This window comes from Sphingomonas sp., from assembly GCF_019749955.1.
In the GTDB taxonomy this organism is placed as follows: domain Bacteria; phylum Pseudomonadota; class Alphaproteobacteria; order Sphingomonadales; family Sphingomonadaceae; genus Sphingomonas.
The window spans coordinates 102,521-127,455 of the sequence record NZ_JAIEPC010000016.1; the positions used below are offsets into that span (position 1 = coordinate 102,521).

28 protein-coding genes are annotated in these 24,935 nt (G+C 65.6%); 13 read left to right on the forward strand and 15 right to left on the reverse strand.

The genetic code is table 11. The features are described 5' to 3' along the window. Positions 1-3: 3 nt before the first annotated feature. Positions 4-1,530, reverse strand: a complete 1,527-nt coding sequence (locus K2W81_RS05805) for a M20/M25/M40 family metallo-hydrolase (RefSeq protein WP_294102168.1) — start codon at positions 1,528-1,530, stop codon at positions 4-6. A gap of 252 nt (positions 1,531-1,782) precedes the next feature. On the opposite strand from K2W81_RS05805, the gene K2W81_RS05810 reads away from it, so the two are divergent. After that, a complete protein-coding gene (locus tag K2W81_RS05810; RefSeq protein WP_294102169.1) occupies positions 1,783-3,279 on the forward strand; it encodes a DEAD/DEAH box helicase in 1,497 nt (498 codons plus the stop codon). A 3-nt stretch (positions 3,280-3,282) separates the two neighbouring features. Here K2W81_RS05810 and K2W81_RS05815 read toward each other — a convergent pair whose 3' ends face one another. Then, a complete protein-coding gene (locus K2W81_RS05815) occupies positions 3,283-3,948 on the reverse strand; it encodes a nitroreductase (protein ID WP_294102170.1) in 666 nt (221 codons plus the stop codon). Between the two features lie 99 nt (positions 3,949-4,047). Here K2W81_RS05815 and K2W81_RS05820 point away from each other — a divergent pair, with 99 nt between their 5' ends. From K2W81_RS05820 to K2W81_RS05835, 4 genes are all read left to right on the forward strand, one after another. Beyond that, complete coding sequence (locus tag K2W81_RS05820; protein WP_294102171.1) at positions 4,048-5,220, forward strand: acetyl-CoA C-acetyltransferase; 1,173 nt, start codon at positions 4,048-4,050, stop codon at positions 5,218-5,220. A gap of 125 nt (positions 5,221-5,345) precedes the next feature. Beyond that, entirely contained in the window at positions 5,346-6,128 is a 783-nt protein-coding gene (locus tag K2W81_RS05825; RefSeq protein ID WP_294102172.1) for an SDR family NAD(P)-dependent oxidoreductase, read from the forward strand. Positions 6,129-6,256: 128 nt separating this feature from the next. After that, the gene (locus K2W81_RS05830; RefSeq protein ID WP_294102173.1) at positions 6,257-6,772 is read left to right on the forward strand and encodes a DUF1993 domain-containing protein; all 516 of its coding nucleotides are present in this window, start codon (positions 6,257-6,259) and stop codon (positions 6,770-6,772) included. 5 nt (positions 6,773-6,777) lie between these two features. Continuing rightward, positions 6,778-7,212: a thioesterase family protein gene (locus K2W81_RS05835; RefSeq protein WP_294102174.1), complete on the forward strand. Its 435-nt coding sequence runs from the start codon at positions 6,778-6,780 to the stop codon at positions 7,210-7,212. A 406-nt stretch (positions 7,213-7,618) separates the two neighbouring features. Here the strand turns inward: K2W81_RS05835 and K2W81_RS05840 are convergent, their stop codons facing one another. From K2W81_RS05840 to K2W81_RS05870, 7 genes are all read right to left on the reverse strand, one after another. Next, a complete protein-coding gene (locus K2W81_RS05840; protein WP_294102176.1) occupies positions 7,619-7,990 on the reverse strand; it encodes a hypothetical protein in 372 nt (123 codons plus the stop codon). Between the two features lie 144 nt (positions 7,991-8,134). Beyond that, positions 8,135-8,917 (reverse strand): crotonase/enoyl-CoA hydratase family protein, encoded by a 783-nt coding sequence (locus K2W81_RS05845; RefSeq protein ID WP_294102177.1) that lies wholly within the window; start codon positions 8,915-8,917, stop codon positions 8,135-8,137. A gap of 48 nt (positions 8,918-8,965) precedes the next feature. After that, positions 8,966-10,507: an acyl-CoA synthetase gene (locus tag K2W81_RS05850; RefSeq protein ID WP_294102178.1), complete on the reverse strand. Its 1,542-nt coding sequence runs from the start codon at positions 10,505-10,507 to the stop codon at positions 8,966-8,968. 33 nt (positions 10,508-10,540) lie between these two features. Further along, positions 10,541-11,191: a winged helix-turn-helix domain-containing protein gene (locus K2W81_RS05855; protein WP_294102179.1), complete on the reverse strand. Its 651-nt coding sequence runs from the start codon at positions 11,189-11,191 to the stop codon at positions 10,541-10,543. A 56-nt stretch (positions 11,192-11,247) separates the two neighbouring features. Next, positions 11,248-12,060, reverse strand: a complete 813-nt coding sequence (locus tag K2W81_RS05860) for a transposase (RefSeq protein ID WP_294102181.1) — start codon at positions 12,058-12,060, stop codon at positions 11,248-11,250. Continuing rightward, positions 12,048-12,992 (reverse strand): hypothetical protein, encoded by a 945-nt coding sequence (locus tag K2W81_RS05865; RefSeq protein ID WP_294102183.1) that lies wholly within the window; start codon positions 12,990-12,992, stop codon positions 12,048-12,050. The genes K2W81_RS05860 and K2W81_RS05865 overlap by 13 nt, the downstream gene beginning before the upstream one ends. Next, on the reverse strand, positions 12,992-13,153 hold the full coding sequence (locus K2W81_RS05870; protein ID WP_294102185.1) for a hypothetical protein: 162 nt from the start codon (positions 13,151-13,153) through the stop codon (positions 12,992-12,994). The genes K2W81_RS05865 and K2W81_RS05870 overlap by 1 nt, the downstream gene beginning before the upstream one ends. Before the next feature lie 133 nt (positions 13,154-13,286). Between K2W81_RS05870 and K2W81_RS05875 the strand changes: the two genes are divergently transcribed. The 4 genes from K2W81_RS05875 to K2W81_RS16450 all read left to right on the forward strand — a co-directional run bounded on the left by K2W81_RS05875 (position 13,287) and on the right by K2W81_RS16450 (position 14,793). Continuing rightward, positions 13,287-13,718, forward strand: a complete 432-nt coding sequence (locus K2W81_RS05875) for a PaaI family thioesterase (protein WP_294102186.1) — start codon at positions 13,287-13,289, stop codon at positions 13,716-13,718. Further along, positions 13,715-14,104 (forward strand): hotdog fold thioesterase, encoded by a 390-nt coding sequence (locus tag K2W81_RS05880; RefSeq protein ID WP_294102188.1) that lies wholly within the window; start codon positions 13,715-13,717, stop codon positions 14,102-14,104. Before K2W81_RS05875 ends, K2W81_RS05880 begins: the two co-directional genes overlap by 4 nt. Continuing rightward, on the forward strand, positions 14,101-14,286 hold the full coding sequence (locus tag K2W81_RS05885) for a hypothetical protein (protein ID WP_294102189.1): 186 nt from the start codon (positions 14,101-14,103) through the stop codon (positions 14,284-14,286). Before K2W81_RS05880 ends, K2W81_RS05885 begins: the two co-directional genes overlap by 4 nt. Positions 14,287-14,415: 129 nt before the next feature. Then, a complete protein-coding gene (locus tag K2W81_RS16450; protein ID WP_366932215.1) occupies positions 14,416-14,793 on the forward strand; it encodes an OmpA family protein in 378 nt (125 codons plus the stop codon). A gap of 280 nt (positions 14,794-15,073) precedes the next feature. Here K2W81_RS16450 and K2W81_RS05890 read toward each other — a convergent pair whose 3' ends face one another. The 5 genes from K2W81_RS05890 to lepB form a co-directional block, all read right to left on the reverse strand. Beyond that, positions 15,074-16,024, reverse strand: a complete 951-nt coding sequence (locus K2W81_RS05890) for a carbon-nitrogen hydrolase family protein (protein WP_294102190.1) — start codon at positions 16,022-16,024, stop codon at positions 15,074-15,076. After that, a complete protein-coding gene (gene era / locus K2W81_RS05895; RefSeq protein ID WP_294102192.1) occupies positions 16,021-16,920 on the reverse strand; it encodes a GTPase Era in 900 nt (299 codons plus the stop codon). Before era ends, K2W81_RS05890 begins: the two co-directional genes overlap by 4 nt. A 148-nt stretch (positions 16,921-17,068) precedes the next feature. Next, complete coding sequence (locus K2W81_RS05900) at positions 17,069-17,563, reverse strand: GNAT family N-acetyltransferase (protein WP_294102193.1); 495 nt, start codon at positions 17,561-17,563, stop codon at positions 17,069-17,071. Between the two features lie 9 nt (positions 17,564-17,572). Beyond that, complete coding sequence (gene rnc / locus K2W81_RS05905) at positions 17,573-18,241, reverse strand: ribonuclease III (protein ID WP_294102195.1); 669 nt, start codon at positions 18,239-18,241, stop codon at positions 17,573-17,575. Beyond that, entirely contained in the window at positions 18,238-19,062 is an 825-nt protein-coding gene (lepB, locus tag K2W81_RS05910) for a signal peptidase I (protein ID WP_294102197.1), read from the reverse strand. Before lepB ends, rnc begins: the two co-directional genes overlap by 4 nt. A gap of 125 nt (positions 19,063-19,187) precedes the next feature. Here lepB and pgi point away from each other — a divergent pair, with 125 nt between their 5' ends. From pgi to K2W81_RS05930, 4 genes are all read left to right on the forward strand, one after another. After that, entirely contained in the window at positions 19,188-20,681 is a 1,494-nt protein-coding gene (gene pgi, locus K2W81_RS05915) for a glucose-6-phosphate isomerase (RefSeq protein ID WP_294102198.1), read from the forward strand. 121 nt (positions 20,682-20,802) lie between these two features. Then, positions 20,803-22,146, forward strand: a complete 1,344-nt coding sequence (gene gorA, locus K2W81_RS05920) for a glutathione-disulfide reductase (protein ID WP_294102200.1) — start codon at positions 20,803-20,805, stop codon at positions 22,144-22,146. A 57-nt stretch (positions 22,147-22,203) separates the two neighbouring features. Then, the gene (locus tag K2W81_RS05925) at positions 22,204-24,147 is read left to right on the forward strand and encodes a patatin-like phospholipase family protein (protein WP_294102202.1); all 1,944 of its coding nucleotides are present in this window, start codon (positions 22,204-22,206) and stop codon (positions 24,145-24,147) included. Continuing rightward, positions 24,138-24,308 (forward strand): hypothetical protein, encoded by a 171-nt coding sequence (locus K2W81_RS05930; protein WP_294102204.1) that lies wholly within the window; start codon positions 24,138-24,140, stop codon positions 24,306-24,308. Before K2W81_RS05925 ends, K2W81_RS05930 begins: the two co-directional genes overlap by 10 nt. 168 nt (positions 24,309-24,476) lie before the next feature. Here the strand turns inward: K2W81_RS05930 and K2W81_RS05935 are convergent. Then, a partial coding sequence (locus K2W81_RS05935; protein WP_294102206.1) for a PQQ-dependent sugar dehydrogenase occupies positions 24,477-24,935 on the reverse strand: 459 nt, incomplete at its 5' end.

Consider the following 24,935-nt stretch of genomic DNA (forward strand, 5'->3'; position numbering starts at 1 on the left):
CGATCAGCCAGTTGCGGCGATCTGGTAGAAGAAATCAACAAAGCCCATCGCGGCGTCGTCCATCCCGAGCACTTTGGGATTGGCGCTGTCGATCACGAGATATTCGTCGGGGGCATGCGCGCCGCTGCCATGGCCAAAGCCGAACTGGCCCGCCGGCAGCGACACCGGCGCCGAGGTGAAGACGAACCCCGGCCATGATCCGGAAAGGCGGGGATAAACCGATGTCTTGAGCCCGGCACGGGTATAGGCTGCCAGCTCGGCCTTGATCAGCGAAGAATTTTCATCGGTTTGCGTGGGATCATAACCGCCGCTCACCTTGACCTCGATATCGCTGTAGCCGCGCTTGGCGAGGTGCGCTTTCAGCTTGGCGACGCAATCGTCGAACGTCTGATCAGGCACCAGCCGCATGTCGAGCTTGGCGACCGCGCGCGACGGCAGGATCGTCTTGCCGCCGGGGCCGGTATAGCCCGCAATCAGCCCTTCAATGTTCACCGTCGGCATGGCGGCTTCGCGTTCGAGCACCTGGGGCCAGGGCAGGTCGTCGATAAAGTGCTGGATGCCCATGGCCTTTTTCGCCTGCACTGGGTCACGCTTGCTCGCTGAATCCGCGATCAATGCTTTTTCGCGGGGCGTGAGCGCGCGCACCTTTTCGAACCAGCCATCGATTGCGGGCGTGTTGCCGCCATCGCTGACCAGGGTCTGCATCGCCTCGATCAAGTGCCAGGCGGGGCTGTCGACGATCGCCTTGTTGCTTGAATGCAGATCCTTCGCCGGGCCGCGCCCCCATTTTTCGCCGGATGAGATAAGTTCGCATTCGATGATACCCTTTGCGCCCAGATTGACGACCACGCCACCGTCGGAGGGATTCTGCCAGGCCGAAGGAATGACCGCGCCGACGCATTTGCGGAGCGCCGCCAAAATGTCCGGTCGGCGCACGATCTGGGTGAAATGTGGCGACCCGATTTCCTCTTCGCCCTCACACACGAGCACCAGATTGACCGGCGGCTTGCGCCCCGCCGCCTTCATCGCGTGCAGCGCCTGGAGCACGATCGCCTCCGGCCCCTTTTGGTTGATCGCGCCGCGGGCGATCATCACCTTGCCCATTCCCGCTCGATCGACGATCCGCCCTTCGAGCGGCGGCGAACTCCACTCGGCCGGGTCGAACTGCTTGACGTCGTACATGAAATACAAGGCCAGCGTCTTCTTGGCGCCATTGTCCATGGTCGCGAAGACACCCGGGACACCGTCGGTTGGCACGCGCTCCACTTTCTGGAAGCCCGCGTCGCGCGCGAGCTGCATCATATAGGCGCAGCCTGCTTCGGTATTGCGCCCCTCGGCCGCGATCGTCGGCAAGGCGATCCAGTCGCGCAGCCGTTTGATCGCGGCATCATGGCCTGCAGCGATGGCGGCGCGAATGGGCGCCATATCATCCTTGGCCATCGCCATGCCGGGCAGGGCCGCCGCCGCGCCCAACGCGGCACCCTTCAACACGGTTCGCCGATCGGGTGCGATGTCGTTCCCCATTGCCATGCCTTCCACTCGTTGGTGCTGGCCGACAGGATCAGCATATGATCGCAACTTGCAAGTAGTTCGCGCGGGATTGACTTTGTGCAGCGCACAACCTATCTGAACGGTGATCGAGGCATCATGCAGCGTGATCGGGCATCTTGCCCCGGCTCTGCTTCGGTCCAAGCCCAAAGCTTCCCAAATCACGCGGGGGGTTAAACCCCGCCGCCGCGCCCGGACTCCGTTCGGGCTCGCTGGCATATTGAAAGTATACCCATGTCCTTCGACAATCTCGGCCTTGCCGAGCCGTTGGTGCGCGCACTCGCCGCCAAAAACTATACCGACGCCACCCCGATCCAGCGCCAGTCGATCCCGCCGTTGCTTGAAGGCAACGACCTGCTCGGCATCGCGCAGACCGGCACTGGCAAGACCGCGGCCTTCATGCTGCCGTCGATCCAGCGGCTGCGCGCCGCCAATGAGCATGTCCGCCCGCGCGCGTGCCGAATGCTGGTGCTCGCGCCGACGCGCGAACTCGCCAGCCAGATCGCGGTGAGCGCACGCGAATACGGCCGCTTCACCAAGCTTTCGGTTGCAACCGTGTTCGGCGGTACCTCGGTCGGCAAGGATCGCGCGACGCTCGTCAACGGCATCGACATTCTCGTCGCGACGCCGGGCCGTCTGCTCGACCTGATCGAGCAGCGCTACCTGACGCTTGGCGATATCGAGATCCTCGTACTCGACGAAGCTGACCAGATGCTCGACCTCGGCTTCATCCACGCGCTGCGGAAAATCGTGAAACTGGTGCCGAAGAGCCGCCAGACCCTGTTCTTCTCGGCCACAATGCCCAAGGCGATCCGCGAGCTGGCCGACCAGTTCCTGACCGATCCGGTGACGGTGTCGGTGACGCCGGTCGCGACCACGGCCGAGCGCGTCGATCAGTTCGTCACTTTCGTCCAGCAGGCCGAGAAGCAGGCGCTGCTGACGCTGACGCTGCAGGATCCAGCAGTCGAGCGCGTGCTCGTCTTCACCCGCACCAAGCATGGCGCCGACCGCGTCGTGAAGCTGCTCGCGGCGAACGGCATCGCGTCGAACGCGATCCACGGCAACAAGAGCCAGGGCCAGCGTGAGCGCGCGCTGAGCGAATTCAAGTCGGGCCGGGCGAAGATCCTCGTCGCGACCGACATCGCCGCGCGCGGCATCGACGTGTCGGGTGTCAGCCATGTCGTCAATTTCGAGCTGCCCAATGTACCCGAGCAGTACGTCCACCGCATCGGCCGCACCGCGCGTGCGGGTGCCAGCGGCGTCGCGATTAGCTTCTGTGCCGAGGATGAACGGCCCTATCTGCGCGATATCGAGAAGCTGACGCGCCAAAAGATCACGATCCAGCCGCTGCCCGAGAATTTCCTGACGCAGGCCAATACGCTGAAGGCGCAGCGTGCCAAGGTGATCGGGGCCGATCCGGCACCGCGTGAAGAGCGCCAGCAGCGCGGGCCTGCGCGCCCGCGTGCAACGCATCATGCGCGCCCGACGGGCGGTCGCCCCGAAGGTGCCGGCCGTTCGGCTGGTCCGCGTCCTGAGGGCGCGGCACGTCCGTCTGGTCCGCGTCCGGAAGGTGCCGCGCGGCCGCAGGGCGCTCGCCCAGAAGGTGGGCGGCCCGCTGGTCCGCGTCCTGAAGGTACGCGTCCCGAGGGTGCGCGTCCCGGCAGCAATAACCGTCGCGGCGGTCGTGGTCGCGGTGGTCGTCCCGGCGGTCCGCGCGCGGCTGCCGTCTAAACTCTAGTCGAGCCGCCGCAGCCACTCGCCCCCATCCGCCCGGATGGTACGTAGCGAGTTGGCAGCGGCGGTCTCGTCCTCATACCCCACAGCCATCCCGCAAAAGAGCATCCGCTCGGGCGGGGTGCCGAGAAAGGCGTCGACCGTCTCCGGATAGATCGCCCAGCATTCCTGCGCGCAGGTGGCGAGCCCCGCTTCGACTGCGAGCAGCATGAAGCTTTGCAGATACATGCCGAGGTCGCTCCACTGCGGCGGCCCCATCATCCGGTCGACAGTGCAGAAAAGAGCGGCGGGCGCGCCGAAGAAGTCGAAATTGCGGCGAAACTCGCGCTGCCGCGCGTCGGTGTCGCCGCGCTCGATCTGCATTGCGCCGTAGAGCGCCATGCCGACCTGAAAGCGCCGGTCCTTGTACGCGCCCGACAGCGCGCGCGGGTAGATGTCGTATTGCGCGGCCTCGAGCGACCCCGACGCGAGCTTGTCCGCCATCAGTGCCTTCAGCCGCGCCATCGCGTCGCCCGTCACGATATCGACATGCCAGGGCTGAAGATTGCCGCCCGACGGCGCCCGTGCTGCCGCCACCGCGAGTCGTTCGATCAGCTCGGGCGGCACCGGACGGGACAAGAACCCGCGCACTGACCGTCTTGCCGCTACGGCATCCGAAACGTCCATTGAACAGCACCTTTCGATGATCGGGTATGTCGCCTGAGCCTTGCCCAGCCGCGCCGATTAGGCAATGGTGCCGCCAAATCCAAGCATGGGAGAGGATCAATGGCAGAAGCCTATATCGTCGACGCGGTCCGCACCGCGGGCGGCAAGCGCGGCGGCAAATTGGCCGGCGTTCACCCGGTCGACATGGCCGCGAGCGTGCTCGACGCGATCATTGCGCGCACCGGCATCGATGGCGCTGCCGTCGACGACGTGATCATGGGCTGCGTGATGCAGGGCGGGCAGCAGGCGGGCCAGGTCGGCCGCAATGCCGTGCTCGCCGCTAAGAACCTGCCCGATAGCGTCCCCGCCGTCTCGATTGACCGCCAGTGCGGATCGTCGCAGCAATCGATGCAGTTTGCAGCACAAGCCGTGATGTCGGGCACGCAGGACATCGTGATCGCCTCGGGCGTCGAGAGTATGACGCGCGTGCCGATGGGCTCGACGATGATGCTCCACATGAAAGAGGGCATGGGCAACTACAAGTCGCCGCGCCTCGAAGAGAAATATCCCGGCATCATGTTCAGCCAGTTCATGGGCGCCGAGATGATCGTCAAGAAGCACGGCTTCGACCGCGCGATGCTCGACGCATTCGCGCTCGAAAGCCACCGCCGCGCGATTGCTGCGACCCAGAGCGGCGCGTTCGACAACGAGATCATCACGATCGAGATCGAAGGCCCCGAGGGTACCGAACAGCACCGCAGCGACGAAGGCATCCGCTACGACGCGACGCTCGAATCGATCGGCTCGGTCAAGCTGCTGCAGGAAGGCGGCAGCATTTCCGCCGCCAACGCCAGCCAGATCTGCGACGGCGCGTCTGCCGTGATGATCGTCAGCGAAGCCGCGCTGAAAGAGCATGGCCTCACCCCGCTCGCGCGCATCGTCAACCTGACGGTGACCGGCGGCGATCCGGTGATCATGCTCGAAGAACCGCTGTTCGCGACCGACAAGGCGCTGAAGCGCGCCGGGCTCAGCATCGACGACATCGGCCTCTATGAAGTCAACGAGGCGTTTGCGCCGGTGCCGCTGGCGTGGCTGAAGCATGTCGGCGGCGATCATGCCAAGCTGAACGTCAATGGCGGCGCGATTGCGCTGGGCCATCCGCTCGGCGCGAGCGGCACCAAGCTGATGGCGACGCTGGTGAATGCGCTCAAGGCACGCGGCGGGCGTTACGGCTTGCAGACGATGTGCGAAGGCGGCGGCATCGCCAATGTAACGATCATCGAGCGGCTGTAAGCCAAGGGAAACCAACAAGCCGTTCGTGTCGAGCGCAGTCGAGACACGGGCCACTGGCACACCGCTTGTGGCCGGTCCCTCGACTTCGCTCGGGACCAACGGCGATAAATTGAGGGGATAAACACATGAAACTCGACTCAACCGTTGCCGCCGTCGTCACCGGCGGCGCTTCCGGCCTTGGCGAAGCGACCGCGCGCGCGCTCGCGGCGAAGGGCGTCAAGGTCGCGATCTTCGACTTGCAGGCCGAAAAGGGCGAGGCCGTTGCGGCCGAGATCGGCGGCGTGTTCTGCGAAGTGAACGTCACCAGCGACGAGAGCGTCGACGCCGGCTTTGCCAAGGCGCGCGCGGCGCATGGGCAGGAACGCGTGCTGATCTGCTGCGCCGGCACTGGCAATGCGGTGAAGACCGCGAGCCGATCGAAGGAAGATGGCAGCATCAAGCACTTCCCGCTCGCCGCCTTCGACTGGCTGATCCAGATCAACCTGATCGGCACCTTCCGCTGCGTCGCCAAATCGGCGGCGGGGATGCTGACGCTCGAACCGATGGAAGACGGCGAGCGCGGCGCGATGGTGATGACCGCATCGGTCGCCGCCGAAGATGGCCAGATCGGCCAGGCGGCTTACTCGGCGTCGAAGGGCGGCGTTGTCGGCATGACGCTGCCGATCGCGCGCGACTTGATGGGCGAGGGCATTCGCATCAACACGATCCTGCCGGGCATTTTCGAAACGCCGCTGATGCGCGGCGCGCCGCAGCCGGTGAAGGATGCGCTGGCGGCGTCGGTGCCCTTCCCCAAGCGGCTCGGCAATCCGCCCGAGTACGCGCATCTCGCGCTGACGATGGTCGAGAACAGCTATTTCAACGGCGAGGATGTGCGGTTGGACGGCGCGATCCGGATGGCGCCACGCTGACGCGCCGAGTGGCCGGGCGCACGCCGCGCCCGGACTCACCCCAGCGCGGCCAGCGGCGCGCCCGCGCCGTCTGACGACCCGGCATTTACTGCCGGGTCGCGTGCCCCCTCCCACCAGGACCGCCCCCCATGACCGTTTCACTCTTCACGTTTGTCGACCTCTACCGCCGTCATCTCGTCACCGCCGGGCATCTGCTCACCAAGGGGAGCGCCTTTGCCGCCGAGCAGGGCATCAGCGAGGCCGAGATGCTCGGCTGGCGGCTGGCCGATGACATGCACCCACTGGCGTTCCAGCTAATGGTCGTCGCCAATTTCAGCCGCAGCTGGCCCGCGCGCGTCGCCGATCTGCCGATCCCCGAGGCAATCACCGCTGATCTGGACGCGGCAGGCTTCCACGCCGCTTTTGCCGATGCGCAGGCGTATCTCGCGACGCTGACCCCTGAGCAATTCGCGGGTCGTGATGATGTGGCGCTCACCGTTCAGCTCGGGCCAAACACGACGATGGCGCCGACGCTCCCCGCCGGCCAGTGGCTGAGCGTATTCGCGACGACCAACATCGTGTTCCACCTGTCAACCGCCTATGGCATTTTGCGGATGAAGGGCGTGCCGCTCGGCAAGTTCGACTTGTTCGCCGCCGGTATCTGAGCCGGATGGCGCGCCCCGAACCCTGGCGGCTGTCGCCCAACGCCTATCCGCATCATGAGACGATCCAGACGCGGTTTCAGGACCTCGACGTGCTGGGGCATATCAACAATGTCGGCATGGCCGCGATCCTGGAGAGCGGGCGCGTCAAGTTCAACAAGGCGTCGGGACTCGATGCGTGGCGCGAGCAGCAGCGCTGGCTGGTCGCGCAAGTGATCATCAACTATCTGGGCGAAGGGCATTTTCCTGCCGATGTCGTCGTGTCGAGCGGGATCGGGCCGATTGGCGGGCGCAGTTGGACAATCCTTTCGACCGCGTTCCAGCACGGGCACCCCATTGCCACTTGCGACACGGTGGTGGTGATGGACCGCGAGGCGGGCCTGACCGCGCTGCCCGACGCCTATCGCGCGGCGCTGGAGGCGTGGCAGGTCCGCAGCGGCTGAAGGCGCGCGGCGCGAAAGGTGTCAAAAGTTACGACCATCCCGGGGGTGGGGTGGGGCGGAATTCATTGCGAGCTGCGCCGTTCTCGCGGACGACGGGGAGCAGGCGATTCGGTTGTCAAAGAGCGGGCTTTGACCGGAGAATCGCAGAGGTTTTCCGACATTGAAAGGGGCAGGCGGGGGGCTAGAGCGGTTTGTGATCACACCAACTCACCCCTCTCCTTCAGGAGCATCGGGCGAAGCGCGCCCCGCGCGCTTCAGGTCCGGCTGGGAGCCGGACCGGCCCGATGCTGGGACTGGGGTAGGAACGGCCGCAAGAGGTGCGCTGGTCGAGATACCCCACCCCAACCCCTCCCCTAAAGGGGAGGGGCTCAAGTGATTCCGTCAGATCACAAACCGCTCTAATCCGCTATCCGATCGCGCCCAACGCCCAGAGCAGCAGCATGCCGAAGCCGATCGTCGCGACCGACGCATGCACGGCGATCGAACCGCCGATGATGCCGGGGCGCGATGTGGCGATGATCGGCACGAACAGCCCGGTCAAAAGGGCGCCGGCGATGAGCAACGCGACGGTCGACCCCGTGGCATGGCCCGCCACCTTCTCGCCGCTCGGCGCGCCGCGCAACAGCATGACCAGCAGTTCAAGGCCTCCGGCGCCAAACAGCAAATGCACCCCCGCCAGCGTCTGCGAATTGCGCTCCCCGCGCAGATAGCGATAGCCCATCACGGCGCCGATCGCGACGCCAATGCCCAGCAACAGCACGACTGGTTCCACGGTCATCGCGCGCCTCCCTTGCGCCCTTGATCACGACCGTTGGTTTTGCAGGAAACCAACGGGTTGATGCACGCAGTAACCCGACGTTGCCCCATGTCGACCCGATTGTCGAACGGTCGCCATTTGCGCAGACGACCGGCCGGCCCAGCCTCAATCCGCGAACACCGCCGCGCGCTTCTGCATGTTCGCCATCACCGCTTCGACCTGATTGGGCTGACGGATCACGCCGAGTTGCACATCGCTTTCGGCTTGCAGGATCGCCGCGCTGTCGAGGTCGGGCTGGAGGTTGAACAGCTTCTTCGATCCCTGCACCGCTTGCGGGTTGCGCGCGGCGATCTGCGTCGCGAGCGCGTGTGCTTCGGTATAGGGATCGGTGGCGATCCGCGTCACAAAGCCGAAGCCGAGCGCTTCGTCGGCGTCGAATTCGCGCGCGGTATAGGTCAGCTCGCGCAGCACATCGTCGCGGGCGATTCCCCGCCACAGTGCGATCCCGGCCATGTCGGGGACGAGACCCCAATGGACTTCGCGGATCGAGAAGCGCGTGTGCGGCGCGGCGATGCGGATGTCGGCGCCCGACATGATCTGGAAACCGCCGCCGAAAGCCACGCCATGGACGGCGGCGATGACCGGCACCGCGAGCGTGCGCCAGCCCCAGGCGGCGTGCTGCGGCAGGTTGGCGTCGCCATGGGTGCGATCGGCGAGCGACGTGCCCGAACCACCGCTCGCCATGCTCGCCATGTCGAGCCCGGCACAAAACGCGCGGCCCTCGCCCGACAGCACGACGCAGCGCACGTGCGGCATATGCGCAATCTGGTCGATCGCATTGGCGATCTGGCTGAACATCTCGGGGTCGAGCGCATTCATCTTGTCGCCGCGCGTCAGCTTCACATCGGCGACGTGATCCGAAACGGTAATGCGGATGCGGTTTTCCATCGGGTGCCTTTCCCTATCGCAAGGACGAACGCGGTTGGATCGACGCGCTCAAACAATCCGGCTCTCGCTATTGCCCCAATAGCGATCGCGCAACAGCCGCTTGTAGAGCTTGCCGGTCGGCGCGCGGGGGAGTTCGGCGGCGAAGTCGATCTGGCGCGGGGTCTTGACGCCTGACAGCTCGGCGCGGCACCAGGCGGTGAGTTCGGCGGCGAGCGCGTCACCCGCTTCGGCCATGTCGACCGGCTGCACCACCGCAATCACGCGCTCGCCCATGTCGGGGCAGGGGCCGCCGATGACGGCAACATCGGCGACGCGCGGGTGGGTGATCAGCCGGTTCTCGATTTCCTGCGGATAGATGTTCACCCCGCCCGAGATGATCATGAAGCTCTTGCGATCGGTGAGGTAGAGATAGCCTTCGTCGTCCATCCGGCCAATGTCGCCGAGCGTCGTCCAACCCTCGGCGTGGCGCGCTTCGGCGGTCTTCTCGGGGTCGTTGTGATATTCGAACACGCCGCCGCCGCCGAAATAGACGAGGCCTTCGGCGCCCGTCGGCAGTTCATTGCCCGCTTCGTCGCAGATATGGAGCTGGCCGTAAGCGGCCTTGCCGACCGACCCCTTGTGCGCGAGCCACTGCGCCGAATCGATCGTGGTCAGGCCATTGCCCTCCGACCCCGCATAATATTCGTAGAGCACCGGTCCCCACCAGTCGATCATCGCCTCTTTGACCGGGATCGGGCAGGGCGCGGCGGCGTGGATCGCGACTTTCAGGCTCGACAGGTCGTAGCGCGCGCGGGTGGCGTCATCGAGCTTCAGCATCCGCACGAAATGCGTCGGGACCCATTGGCTGGTGTTGACGCGGTAGCGCTCGATCGCGGCGAGCGCGGCTTCGGGATCGAAATGCTGCATCATCACTACCGTGCCGCCGTGGCGCATCACCGTCATCGACCAGCGTAACGGCGCGGCGTGATAGAGCGGGGCGGGCGACAGATAGATGCTGTCGGGGCCGATCCGGTACAGCGCCTGCGCGAGCATGACGAGGACGTTGGGCGCGGCAATGCCGGGGTCTTCGGGCAGCGCCACGCGAACACCCTTGGGCCGCCCGGTGGTGCCCGACGAATAGAGCATGTCGGTGCCTGCGCGTTCATCGGCGATCGGGGTAGCGGGCATCGCGGCGACTGCTGCTTCCCAGCCGTTCCAGCCGGGCGCGGTGCCGCCGATCATGTAGCGCGTGTGGTCGCCCAGCAGCGGCGTCAGCGCCTCGGCGGTTGCAGCCATCGCAGCGGAAGCGATGATCAGCCGCGCGCCGCTGTCACGGATGATATAATCGACTTCGGGCGCGGTGAGCTTGCTCGGGATGCAGACGTAGAAGAGGCCAGCGCGCTGTGCGCCCCATACCAGCCCGAAGAACTCGGGGACGTTATCGAGGAACAGCGCGACCGTGTCGCCGATGCCGAGCCCCGCTGCGCGGAAGAGCTGGGCCGCGCGGTTCGAGGCCGCGTCAAGCTGCGCATAGCTGATCGTCTCGCCGGTTTCGGCGACGATCAGCGCCGCCTTGTCGGGCGCCGTCTGCGCGTGAACGCTCGGGTGCATTGGTCCTCTCCCATTATGTCTTGGGGGGAGAGGCTAACGGGCGGCGGTGGCGGCTTCAATCGCGAACTGGTCGGGCGCCGGCACCGCGAGCCGATAGCCCACGCCCTTTTCGGTGCGTAGCAGCGGCACTGCAAAGTCGCGGTCGATCTTGGCGCGCAGGCGCGAGACATGGACGTCGAGCACATTGGTGCCCGGATCAAAGCCGACGCCGCACACCCGCTCCAGCAGCGCCGCGCGGCTGATCGACTCGCCGGGATGCAGCGCCAGTTCGAGCAGCAGGCGATATTCGCGCGGCAGCAGCTCGATCGGCATGCCGCCGCGCCACACCCGGCGGTCGATGGTGTCGATCGCGAGATCGCCGAGCGTGATCAGGCGTGGGCTGCCGCGGCGGATGAGGGCCGCGACCCGCGCAGCGATCAGCCGGTCGCTCGCCGAATGGACGACGGCATCATCGGCACCGGCATCGATCGCGTCGATGACGGCGGCTTCGTCATTCTCAACAATCATCAGCACGGGCGAGGGTGACCGCTGCCGAAGCACCGCCAGCGTTGTTTCGGGTGGTATCGTGCCTTGGGCGACGATCAGCAGCGCCGCGACGCCGGGCGTGCCATCGGCGGTGATCCCGCGATCGGCCAGCGCCGCGACGAGCGCGGGACGATCAGACGAGAGCCAGACGCGTGACATAGGCAGGGTCTAACCCGCCCGACGCACGGACGACGCGCGACCTGCTCCATTTTGGATCATGCTGCGAGCGCCTGCGCAGCGGCGACCGAGGCGAGCGCGGCAGCGGCGGTGCGCCGCATGCGCGGCGAGGGATGCCGCGCGGCGAAGGAAGTGGCGAGATCAAGCCCGTTGCCGCCACCGAAATGCACAGCGAGCGACATCAGCACTTCGGACGCCGTTGTCGTCATGCTGCGCACAATCGTGCGCGCGGTGACGTCGAATTCGTACTGGTTGCGCCATTGCTGGGCGGGATCGCGCGCGAGGATGTTGAGCGATACCGAGAGCGCTTCGGGCGGGTGCTGGACATGGACGTCGCGGTGCGCGCGGTAAAGCAGCAGCCGACCGGGATCGAGGCGGGTCGTACCGACGGGCCGAAGGTCGACCGGCTCACCGGGCCATCCCTCGACCTGGTCGCCGTCATAGACAAAATCGTCGCTGAGATAGCCCGGTCCGGCATAGCCATAGGTCAGGAACGGGAAATTATGGTCGTGCGCGAAGCCGTAGAAAAAGGCAGCGGGGCCGCTGGCGCGCAGAACCGCGTCGCTGCGCGCTGGCCAGAAATTGGCGCGCACGACGAAGCGGCGGTCGGCGGTGAGCAGCATGACTTGCGGGCCATAGCTGTTGGCGGTCTGGCGCTGGTGGCGGTCCTTCAATTCGGCAATGGCGAGATCGGCGAGGAAATCGCGGTTGCGCCCCAGCCCGGCGAGCAGCGGGCCAAGGCTGGCGAAAGCGTCCTCATCGCGCGCGTCGGCGGGTGTCGACGCCAGCGCATCGGCCAGCGCCTCCAGCGTGATCGCGGGGGGCTCGCCGGGATCGATCAGTCGCGGCATTGCAGCTTGGCCTCGACCAGCGGGATCATTTGCGCGGCGGCGGCGCGAATTTCGGCGTGCGGATCGTCGAGCATCGCGCGCAGCCGGGGCAGCGCCGCACCGGCATCGAGCGCGAGCCATTCGCGCATCACGCCCCAGCGCACAAAATGCGCCGGATCGCGGCTCGCCAGGTCGAACACGTCGCCCGCATCGGCGCGCCCGGCGTGGCGCAACAGTGCTGCGAGCATCTGCGTGCGCGAGGCGATGTCGTCGAGCGCCGCGACGCGGACCAGCGCGCCGTCGCCCTGCGCATATTCGCGCATGACGGCGGCGCTGTCGGCGCGGACGGTCGCGGTTACGGTGACGATGTCACTCGTCGCGCCGTCGATCAGCTGGGCGTGGCTGCGTCCGTCAATGCGGCGGACCAGCCCGTCGACGAGCCGCACCGCGCCCACCGGACGGCAAGGCGGCGCATCTGCTGCGGTAAAATCGGGCGTCGCGGGCTCCGCGCGCCACAGCAGCAAGGTCGCACCGCCGCCGCGCTCATACCGCACCACCGACAAACGGCCGGGGACGACCACTGTGGTTGGCCGGGGGGCCGCCGCCAGCGTCGCCGCGGACAGTATGGCAGCCGTGATCGTAACGGCGGGATGCTCGAACAGGATCGCGCCGGTGCGCAGCGGATCGCGGCTGAAGCGCAGCGGCGGATCGATCCAGGCGTCTAGCGCCAGCGCATCGATCAGCGGCGCGATCAGATCAACCGCCCAGTCGGGATCGGCGAGCAGCACCATCGCGCGATCGGCAATCGATTCAGCGGAGGCATTGTCGCAATCGGCGAACAGCGCCGTCGCGCGGGCGTAGGGCGCACTCTGGCGCCAGTCCTGCGCGAGCATTGCCGAGGCAGCCTGCGCTTCGGTGAGTCGTGCACGTGCGGGCGGCGTTGCCTGCTGCATCACACCGCGCGCGGATCCATTTCGTAAACGATCACGGCGATCGCGACGATAATTTCAAAAATATCGTCGCCGACAATCTCGCCCATGCGGATGGCCCCACTGACCGCGACTTGGGTGCTAAGATCGACAATTTGATCAATATCGATACCAATGATGCCCATAGCCAGCCTTTATTATCACTTCGAGGAAAGGTTAAGCGACGTTGCTTGGGCGGGAGAGTTAAATCGCTGAAAGGTTTCCCTGTGCTTGTTGCGGCTTGGCACGCCCCCGATGCTGTGTGTAAAGCCGCGCGCAATGTCTCAGCCGCCGTTCGATCCCCGCATTTTCATGAGTTATGGCAAGCGCGCGCATGCGGGGCGGCTGGGGATTGAGTATCATGCGCATGGCCCCGATTGGGCCGAACTCGCGCTGCCCTATAATCCCGCGCTGATTGGCGATGAAACCAGTGGTGTGCTCGCGTCGGGGCCGATCCTGTCGATGATGGACATGGCGACGAGTCTCGGCGTCTGGCTCAAGCTGGGCGAATTCCGCCCGCATGCGACGCTCGACCTGCGCATCGATTATCTGCGCCCCGCCACCCCCGGCAAGACCGTGTACGGGCGGGGCGAATGCTATCGGATCACCCGCGCGATTTCGTTCGTGCGGGGGACCGCGCATGACGGCGACCCCGGCGATCCGCTCGCGCATGTCGCCGGCACCTTCATGTTTACCGAGGTGCAGCCATGAAGCTGCCGCCCTATGCCGATCTGCTCGGCCTGTCGGTCGAAGCAGGCGACATTGGCCCGCCGGTGTTGATGATGCCCTATTCGACCGATGTGATGGGGCGCCCCGGCTTCCTGCACGGCGGCGCGCTCGGCGGGCTGCTCGAAGTCGCGGCCATCGCGGCGCTGCGCCACGCGCTTGCGCTGGAGGATGCGGGCGACAGCCGGATCAAGCCGATCAACGTGACGGTCGATTTCATGCGCGGCGGCCGCGAGAAGGAAACGCGCGCGCTCGGCATCGTCACCCGGCTGGGCAACCGCGTCGCCAATGTCGAAGCGCATGCGTGGCAGGACGACCGCGACCGCCCGATCGCGTCGGCGCGGATGAATTACCTGATCGTGCGCGGGTGAAGCGCACGCGGTTGAGCGTCTGTACCCGCAAGGCACGCTTCGCGTCGGCGGCTGATGCGCTGGCGGTCGCGCGGACGGCATCGGTGCTGCTGCGCCCCTATCGCTGCGACCGCTGCCGCCGGTTCCACCTGACCAGCCGGACCAAGGGGATGCGGATGGGGCGTTTGGAGGTCGAGGGCTGACTGTGCCCTCAACCAACCCTGTCTCGCACGCGGGAGAGGGTCGGGTCTGGAATTGCAGATGCAGTCTGATCACGATATCTACAGACGTCGGAGAAGCGGCTGTAAATGGAGTTTTTTTCAGTGCGGCGGATGTGCGCTCTATTTCTAGCAGCTTGCGCCTTCATTACGGCTCCGTCCATTGCCTGCGGGCCACCCTCATTCAATTTCGAGCGCAGGAGCGCGCGACTAAGTCCAACGGTCGACGACCAATTGACCGAAACGGTTGGCAACTTTCGACGGGCAAGCCCAGGATCGAGGCTCCGTCTCACGGCCTGGGGCGACGGCACGGGCACCACGGTTGCAAATCGACGCTTGGCGCTGCGGCGTGCGAACTCGGTTAGCGCCGCTCTTATCCGCCGGGGCATCCCGCGTCGGGCAATCGACATTAGCATTAGGTCAGCCCCCGCAGGCGAGCCTGGCGGTTGGGTTTGGGCCGAGGTGACGGGAGCGCAGGCAGGCTGCGGCTAGGAACGGGCGCAGGCGCTTTGCGGGAAACGATGCCGTTAGACGAGCCTGATGACGTCGGCTGACACGCCGACGTACATGCCCACGCGATACCGGTTCGCGGTAATGTAGACCCAACCGCCCTTTGCCATGTGGTGTTATCGCCAGCGGCAGCCCCGAAAGAAAAGCCAAGCCCCGTGGCAAGCACGGGGCGACGAGCCAAAAGGAAAGGGATAAGTCAGGCACAAAAGCTCGTTAAAACTGCCCGTCGGCAATCCACCACAAACGGCCATTCCTTCGAGACCTAACCCTCAACCACCCCCGCCGTCGCTCTACGATTGACCCGCAGTTCGAACACATCAGGCCGACTATAATGGCCGTCGGTGTCGAGCGCCGCTAGTTCGCGGTCGATCATCCGCATATCGAGTGTCGCGGCAATGATCTCCGCCTGCGATCCCGCCTCGGCCAGCACCGCGCCATCGGGGGCGTAGATCGCGCTGCCGCCATTTTGCAGTTGCTCGTCGGGAATTTGCCGGATCAGTGCCTCCGCCTCGGCATCGCCGCCCACCCGCGCGAGGCCGTCGAGCAGGTCGTCGCGGTGCTGGATCGTCGCCGCCGACAGCACGAAGCAGCGCCCTTCAAAGGCATAATGCCGCGCGGCGACCGCATACATGTCGCGCGCGCTCGGCCATGCGGCGACGTGGATATGCTCGCCAGCGTGATGCATCGCCGCGCGCGCGAACGGCATCCAATGTTCCCAGCAAATGAGGTTCCCGAGCCGCCCCCAGGGCGCTTCATGCACATCAAGCGTCGAGCCATCGCCGCGCGCCCAGATCAGCCGCTCGCCATGCGTCGGCACGAGCTTGCGGTGCGGCAGCGGCGCTGTGCCGGGGCGGAAGATATACTGGGTGTTGGTCAGACTCGACCGCACCCGTGCATGCGCGCCGACCGACACGCATATGCCGCTCTTGTCGACCAGTGCTTGCAGCGGCTCAAAGCGCGGATCGTCGTCGCGCACGGCCTGCTCGAGCATCAGCGCGTGGAGCGCCTTCGCCCCCGGGTGATCCCAGAGCGCCGCGCCCGCCGCTTCGTCGAGCCACAGCGGATAGCCGCCGAGGAAGGTTTCGCCGAACGCGATGACCTCGGCGCCCTCGTCGACCGCGCGCGCGACATGATCGACGAGCGCGGTGATCCCGTCCGAAATCGCGAGCGGGATCGGCGCTGCCTGGACGATTGCTGCTTTCACGTGCTTCATTCGACCCAGTCCAGCCCCATGTCGCGGTAGACGCCGCGATCCTCGTCCCAATTCTCCTTCACCTTCACGTGGAGGTAAAGGTGGACTTTGCGCTCCATCAGCATCGACAGTTCGGCGCGGGCGCGGGCGCCGATTTCCTTGATCCGCGCGCCGCCCTTGCCAAGCACGATCGCGCGCTGGGTGGTGCGCGCGACGAGGATTTGCTGGTGGATTTCGACCGACCCGTCCTCGCGTTCCTTATATTGTTCGGTCTCGACTGCGCTGTCATAGGGTAGCTCGGCGTGGAGCTGGAGGTAGAGTTGCTCGCGCGTTACTTCGGCGGCGAGCGACCGTTCGCTGGCGTCGGACACCTGATCGGCGGGGAAATGCCACGGCCCCACGGGCATCTCGGCGGCAAGCGCGGCTTTGAGCTCGGGCAGGCCATCGCCGGTGGTCGCGCTGACGAAAAACGTCTCGGCGAACGGCACCTTGGCGTTGAGCGTTTCGGCATGCACCAGCAGCCGCGCCTTGTCGGCAAGGTCGACCTTGTTGAGGATCAGGAACTTCTTCTCGCGCCGCCCCGCCAGCCCTTCGGCAATCGGCAGCACCTTTGGGCCGAGCCCGCCTTTGGCGTCGACCACCATCGCGATCAGGTCGGCGCCTTCCGCCCCGCTCCACGCGGCGGCGACCATCGCGCGGTCGAGGCGGCGCTTGGGCTCGAAAATGCCGGGCGTGTCGACGAGCAGGATTTGCGTGTCGCCTTCGAGCGCCACGCCCATCAGCCGGACGCGCGTGGTCTGCGCCTTGGGGCTGACGATCGCGACTTTCTGACCGACCAGGCCATTGACGAGCGTCGACTTGCCCGCGTTGGGGGCACCGACGACGGCGACGAGGCCGCATTTTTGGGTTTCAGTCATCAACTTGTTCCGTCACCCTGGACTTGGTCCGGGCTCCACTGGGGTTCTGGCATGGCATGGGTTGCTCTTGCGCCAGCATGCGTGCCTCGACAATCCAATATCAGCAATGCCTGTGCGCTAACCGCGATCACCACACGGACAGTTGTGTTCATGCATAAAAGGCGGGGTGATAGCGCACATCGCCCTTTGGCGTTGCCCCTCTAAGCGTCAGTTGCTGAAAATAGGGGTGGGCTTCGCTATTGCACGTCAACTGGGGATCGTGCGCGAATCCGAAGCGACCATAATAAGCGGGATAGCCCAGCAACACGCACCCATCGGCCTTCAATGCCTTGATGCGTTCGATCCCTTCGCGGATCAGGGCGCTGCCGATGCCGAGCGATTGCAAACCCGGTTTGACCGACACCGGGCCGAGAACGAACCAGTTGCCGGGCTGGTTGTCGATCGTGACGCGCGAGAAGGCGATGTGGCCAATGATTTCGGCGTCGCGCTCGGCGACCAGCGAAACGGCCAGTGCGCCATCTGCGCGGAGCGCGTTGATCAGGTCCTGCTCATCCCCTTGGCTGTACGGCATGGGTTTGAAGGCAGCTTGGGTGATCTCGTAGATTGTCTGGACGTCCTCAGGACGCTCGTCTCTGATGTGCATGAGCCGTGCCTACCCCTCCAACTGCCCCAACAGCGCCTGCGCCGCCGCCGTTTCCGCTTCCTGTTTGGAGGCGCCGGTGGCGGTTGCTTCCGCGAGCTTGCCGATCGTCACCTGCACCGTGAAGCGCGGGGCGTGGTGAGGGCCGGAGCGTTCGACGATGCTATATTCGGGCGGGCGGCGGTTGTGCGCGGCGGCCCATTCCTGGAGCGCGGATTTGGGATGCTGCGGCGCGCGGATGTCGCGTTCGATGCGGGTCGCCCAGAGCGCTCGCACCGCCGCGCGCGCCGCCTCCAGCCCATGATCGAGGTAGAGCGCGCCGATCAATGCTTCGAGCGCGTCGCCAAGCACATTGTCGCTGTCGAACGCGCCGTCGTCGCGCGCTTGCTTGCCGAGCTTCAACTGCGCGGGGAGCGATAGTTCGCGCGCGATTTCGGCGCAGACCGGGCCGGTCACCAAGGCATTCAGCCGCTTCGACAGCGCGCCCTCGGCTTCGTTCGGGAAACGCGCGAACAGCCACTCGGCGATCGTCAGTCCCAGCACGCGGTCGCCGAGAAATTCGAGCCGTTCGTAATTCGCCGCCGCCTGGCTGCCGTGCGTGACGGCGCGCTCGTATAGCGCGAAGTCACGCGGCACGGCGCCCAGAGACCGCGCGACCCAATCGGCCAGATCGCCGCTCAAAAGCCTTTGCCGATCCGGTCGCCGCGCGCCGCCGAGAACCACGTCCACGGCAGCAGCCACGACGCGCTGCCATCGGTCGAGAAGAAAGTGAATTGCGCGCGGCCGACCAGATTTTCCACCGGCACAAAGCCGATCCCCTGACCCGGTATCTGGGGAAAGCGGCTGTCGAGACTGTCGTCGCGGTTGTCGCCCATCATGAACACATGGCCGGCGGGCACCGTGAACAGCTCGGTGTCGTCGGCCGCCGTGGTCCCGCGATCGAGCACGGCATAGCTCTTTCCGTTCGGCAGCGTCTCGCGATATTGGCGATAGCGGCAATAGGCTTTGCCGAAACTCTGCTCGGCAAAAGGCGCGGCGCAGCCGTAATTGGGGCTGGCCGGGATCACGAAATCCTCGACCGGCTCCTGCCGCACGGCGACGCCGTTGAGGATGATCTGGCCGTGGCGCAGCTGGATCGTGTCACCGGGCAGGCCAATGACACGCTTGATATAGTCCTCGCGGTCGAGCGGCGGCGCCTTGAACACCGCGACATCGCCGCGTTCGGGCAGCCGCGCCAGGATACGCCCGGGGATCAGCGGCACGCTGAACGGCAGGCTGTGGCGCGAAAAGCCGTAGGAGAATTTCGACACCACCAGATAATCGCCGATGTACAGGCGCGGCAGCATCGATTCCGACGGGATGACGAAGGGCGAGAAGATGAAGCTGCGCAGCAGCGTGAACAGGATTGCCAGCCGCACCAGAAACCACAAGGTCTCGCGCCACTCCGCGCGCGCGGGTCGCGTTGGGGCGGCGGCAATCGGGGTGGCGGTCATATCATCCATTATGCGCGCGCTTTGCGGCGGGCGAGGGCGGCGCGTCAAGTATCGGGGTCAAGCCGGGGGTGGCGGCGGCGCGGGCGCAGTGCTAGCGCGCGGGCATCCCCGATGCAGCCACAGGAGCCCCTGCCATGACCGCCGACTGGCACGCGATCGAAACGCTCGACCCGCCCCGGCTCGAAGCATTGTTCGCCAATGATCCCGATCGGCTGGCGCGCTTTTCGATCGATGTTGCAGGACTCCACTTCGACTGGTCGAAGACGCATCTGACGGCGGATGCGGTGGCGGCGTTTGAGGGACTCGCCAAGGCGCAGGGCTTTGCCGCCAAGCGCGAGGCGCTGTTCGCGGGCGAGCCGGTCAACGCCACGGAAGGCCGCGCGGCCGAACACAGCGCCGAACGCGGCGAAGGGAGCGAGGAAGCGGTCGCGCGCGCGGCGCAACTCCACGCCCGCATGCGCGCGCTGATCGATGCGATTGAGGCGGGCGCGCTCGGCCCGGTGCGGAATATCCTGCACATCGGCATTGGCGGGTCGGCGCTGGGGCCCGACCTGCTGATCGACGCGCTTGGCCGTGACGACGCGCGCTATGATGTCGCGATCGTCTCGAACATCGACGGCTGCGCGCTTGAAGCCGCTTTCGCGCAGTTCGAACCCGATGCGACTTTGGTCGTGGTGGCGTCCAAAACCTTCACCACCACCGAAACTCTGCTGAATGCGACGAGCGCGCTGCAATGGCTGCGCGAGGGCGGGGTCGATGATCCCTATGGCCGGGTGATCGCGCTGACCGCCGCGCCCGACAAGGCCGTCGAATGGGGCGTCGATGAAACCCGCGTGTTGCCCTTCGCCGAGTCGGTGGGCGGGCGCTATTCGCTCTGGTCGTCGATCGGGTTTCCGGCAGCGCTCGCGCTGGGTTGGGATGCGTTTGAGGAGTTGCTCGACGGTGCGGGCGAGATGGACCGGCATTTCCGGCTCGCCGCCGCGCATGAAAATGCGCCGATGCTCGCGGCCTTTGGCGACCTGTTCTACACGCAAGTGAAAGGCGCCGAGACCCGCGCGGTGTTCGCTTATGACGAGCGGCTGCGGCTGTTGCCGAGCTATCTCCAGCAGCTTGAGATGGAATCGAACGGCAAGGCGGCCGGGCTCGATGGCAAGCCGGTCGGGCGTCACACTGCGCCGATCACCTGGGGCGGGGTGGGGACGGATGCGCAGCATGCGGTGTTTCAGTTGCTCCACCAGGGCACGCATCTGGTGCCGGTCGAATTTGTCGCAGTGACTGAACCGGGCGATGCGCTTGATGAGGAGCATCACCGCCAGTTGCTGCTCAATTGCTTCGCGCAAGGTGCCGCGCTGATGAAGGGCCGCGCCAACGATGCCGACCCGGCGCGCGCCTATCCGGGCGACCGCCCGAGCGCGACGATCCTGATCGAAAGCCTCGACGCGCACAGCCTTGGCGCGCTGATCGCTTTCTATGAACAGCGCGTGTTCGTGAGTGCGGCGCTGCTCGGGATCAACCCGTTCGACCAGTTCGGCGTCGAACTCGGCAAGGAAATGGCCAAGGCGGCGGGGGCAGGGGGGCTGGATTTTGACCCCTCGACCACCGATTTGATCAAGCGCGCGCTGGGATAACGCATCAACATATCGACCGCTCGCCCTGAGCTTGTCGAAGGGCCGTCCTTCTTTTGCGGAACGTGGGAAAAGAAGAACAGGGCTTCGACAAGCTCAGCCCGAACGGTCTTGGAGACTATAAATGGCCAATTACGACTATGACCTTTTCGTCATCGGTGCCGGTTCGGGCGGGGTGCGCGCGGCGCGCGTGTCGGCGGCGTACGGCGCCAAGGTGGCGGTTGCCGAGGAGTTTCGCGTCGGCGGCACCTGCGTGATCCGCGGCTGCGTGCCCAAGAAGCTGCTCGTTTACGGCGCGCATTTCGCCGAGGATTTGGCGGATGCCCGCCGCTTCGGCTGGGACGTGCCGCCGTGCAATTTCGACTGGCCGCGCCTGCGCGACAATGTGCTTGCCGAGGTCGATCGGCTCAACGCCGCTTACACCACCACGCTCGACAGCCATAAGGTCGAAGTCATCCTCGACCGCGCCGAAGTCGCCGGCCCCAATGAAGTGCGGCTCGCCAGCGGCAAGACCGTGACGGCCGGCCGCATCCTGATCGCCACCGGCGCGCGGCCGCAATTGCTGCACTTCCCCGGCAGCGAGCATGCGATCACCTCGAACGAAGTGTTCCATCTGCCAGCGCTCCCGAAGCGCGTGCTGATCGCGGGCGCGGGCTATATCGCCAATGAATTTGCGGGCATCTTCCACGAATTCGGCAGCGTGGTGACCGTCGTCAACCGCAGCGACGCGATCCTGCGCGGTTACGACGAGCAGATCCGCGACCGGCTGCTGCAAATCTCGATGGGCAAGGGCATCCAGTTCCGCTTCAACACCCAGTTCAAATCGATCGAAAGGCAGCCCGACGGCAGCCTGTTGGTCGAATTCCTGACCGGCGAACCGATGACGGTCGATTGCGTGATGTTCGCAACGGGGCGCGTGCCCAATACCGAAGGCTTGGGGCTGGAAGAAGCGGGCGTCGTGCTCGATAACGGCGCGGTGAAGGTCGACGACGACAACCAGTCGAGCGTGGCAAGCATCTATGCCGTCGGCGACGTTACCAACCGCGTGCAGCTCACCCCCGTCGCGATCCGCGAGGGGCAAGCGTTTGCCGACACGGTGTTCGGCAGCAAGCCCACCCGCGTCGATTACGGCTGCATCCCGAGCGCAGTGTTCAGCCACCCGCCGATCGGCGCGGTCGGGCTGACCGAGAGCCAGGCCAAGCAGAAATATGGCGCAGTGCGGGTCTATACTTCGGACTTCCGCCCGATGAAGAATGTGCTCGCCGGCCGCAACGAGCGCGCGCTCTACAAGATGGTGTGCGACGGCGCGTCGAACCGCGTGGTGGGCCTGCACATGATCGGACCCGAGTCGGGCGAGATTATTCAGGCAGCGGCGGTGGCGGTGAAGGCGCGACTGACCAAGGACGCGTTCGACGAGACGGTGGCACTGCACCCGACGATGGCGGAGGAATTGGTGTTGATGAAGTGATTCACCGGGCTATAAGTCACTGGTTACGAAACGATTCTGGTCGGACCGGGGGGTGAAATGGCCAATGATCCGTCCACGGCTGACGATCGGGACGACGGCATCGAACGCTGCTATTGCATTTTCGAAGGCGGCGGTGCGCGGGGCCTGCTCCATATCGGCGCTTTGCAGGCGCTTCAGGAAGCCGGGCGCGAGCGCGGGTTGCAGCTACGCGGATTTGCCGGCACATCGGCAGGCGCGATCATCGCGGCCTTGGCATCGGCAGATTACCAGGCAGAGGAACTGATCGTCCCCTTGGGGCAGGACATCCCGGACGGCGGTTCCAGGACAATCCTTGACGACATTGAGCTGCCGCCGGTGCCTTGGCTTCGATTGCGGCGCGGCTTTCGGCCGCCGCCCGAACCGGTGCGGACGGTCCCACGCATGATTGGCATCGGCTGGGTCTGGCTCTTGCTGCTCCGGGCACCGACGGCGCTGTGGCTGGTCGGGCCTGTCATGTTCGCAACTCTGATCGGCCTCAGTGCGACGGCACCCGGGCTGGTTGGCCTTGCGTTCGGGTCGCCCAGCAGCTGGACATGGGTATGGCTGATCTGGGTTCAGGCGCTGTCGCTCGCCGCCGTGCTCGGCGTCGCGTTCGGCATGGTCGCGATGACCGCGCAGGGGCTGGTGTCGCTTGATCGTGTTCGCGACGGCATAGACGCGGCGCTGCGCCGGAAGATCGTCGGCGCCGAAGCGCGCGGCGTGACTTTTGCCGATCTCGACCGTTACTGGCAGCAGAAGCAGCAACAGGCGCTTGCGTCCGGCGCCGACGTGGACGCTGTGTTCGTGCCCGCGCTGAAGATTGTCGCGACCGACATTTCGAACGGCAAACCGCAGATTTTTTCGTCGCGGACGACCCCCGATCGCCCGATCGCCGATGCCGTGGTCGCGTCGATCGCGATCCCCGTTATCTTTCGGCCACGGCGACTCGAGTTCACGCGCGAATGGCGATGGTGGTATCGCTGGTACGTTGACGGCGGCGTCGTCTCAAACCTACCGGCGTGGGTATTCGACGAGGAACGCCGCCTGGACCCGGAGGCCGCGACCGCGCTGTCGTCGATCAAGGGTCGGGTTGCGACGACGCGCGTCACCGGGGTCGGGTTCAGCCCGTTGCGTGCGACCGTAAAAACCGTCCTGAGCGCGCAGCCTATGCTGCAGAACCGGGGCATCGACCGGATGTTCACCGCGCCGCTCGATGCCGACAAACTGGGGCTGCTTGAATTCGATGCAGCCCTTGACCGGGTGCGCGCGGCGATCAATGGCGCGTACAATTCGGCGAAGCTCAATCTCATTCTGCCGATGCTGGACGACTATGCTTTGGCCCAGCTCTTCTGCGGACAGGTCCGCGACATCGCGGTTAAGACGCTCGGGCGCGGATTGTCGGCGGGCCAGATGAGGGTTGCGGTTTTCTATCCCGAGAGTTTCGATAGCGTTGGCGTTCCGATGATGTTGCACAACCGTTTCAACATTGGGTTCCGGCGTTCGCCCGATCGATTTCTGCGCTTGCCGGCAAATGATTCCTTTTCCGGGCAGGCGTGGCTGTCGGGCGAATTGGTACATGGCGGGCCGAGTGCGCTGAAGATGCCGGGTACGGCCATTGCCGAAACGCTGACCGGGCAGTATCGCGCCTTGCGGGCGCTGATTTCGCCATCGATGCAGTGGTGTCTGTGCATCCCGATCGACTTGCGGTCATTGCCCGGCGGAGGGTATCGCGGAGTCGAAGCAGATGGTCCTCCAGAGCGCGGTCGTCGGCGCATTGTCGTTGCGATCGATGGGTCGTTCGGCTTTTCCGGTGATGCCGGTGAAAATGTGCGTCGGGTAAACCTTGTCGTAAGGCGGATTCATGCTATCTTTCGACCGGTCCCCATAACCGCCTTTGGCGCGAGTGGCGACCCGATCGATCACGATCCCGAGACGGCGTCGGTTTTTGCGAATTTTTTCGGAGCGAATTATTTATGGCCGTGAAGTTTAGCTTGGACCTGTCGGACAAGTCCGTTGCCGATTCGGTCAAGGGTCTGCCGCAGAGCGACTTTCAAAAGCGCGCCGCAGAGATGTTCCTTCGCACTGAAGAACAGCGCAAAACGCTGCGCGCCAATGCCAAACGCGCCGGCGTCAGCGTCGATTGACGGGGCATTCCCGCGCCGTCCGGCACCATTTGATTGGCGCTCCGGGGTGGACTTGATCTTTCCGACCCCGTTCCCGTCCAGAAGCGCCGACACCGCGCGATCGCTTGCGTCGTTGCCGATAAAAACTCGCCGCTTCGCCTAAGCGCGGGCGCACGCGAAACGCCGCAGTCATCGCTTCGCGACGCCTCCCGCCGCCGTCAGCTTCAGCAGCCGCCCCTGCGATCCTTGCAAGCCGTCCTCCAGCAGCCAGATCGCGCCGTCGGGGCCTTGTTCGACTTCGCGGATGCGCGCGCCCATGTTCCATTGGTCGCCCTTGGCGGCAGTCGCGCCGTTCAGGTGGACGCGGACCAGCGCTTGCGATGACAGCCCGCCGATGAAGGCGTCGCCGCGCCACTGCGGGAACATCTTGCCCGAATAGATCATCAGCCCGCCCGGCGAGATCACCGGGTTCCACCAGACCTTGGGCGGTTCAAAGCCGTCGCCCGGTGCGTGATCGGGAATGTCGTCGGTGGCCGCGCCGTAATTGCGGCCATAGGAGACGCGCGGCCAGCCGTAATTCTTGCCCGGCTCGATCAGATTGACTTCGTCGCCGCCTTCGGGGCCCATTTCCTGCTCCCACAGCCGCCC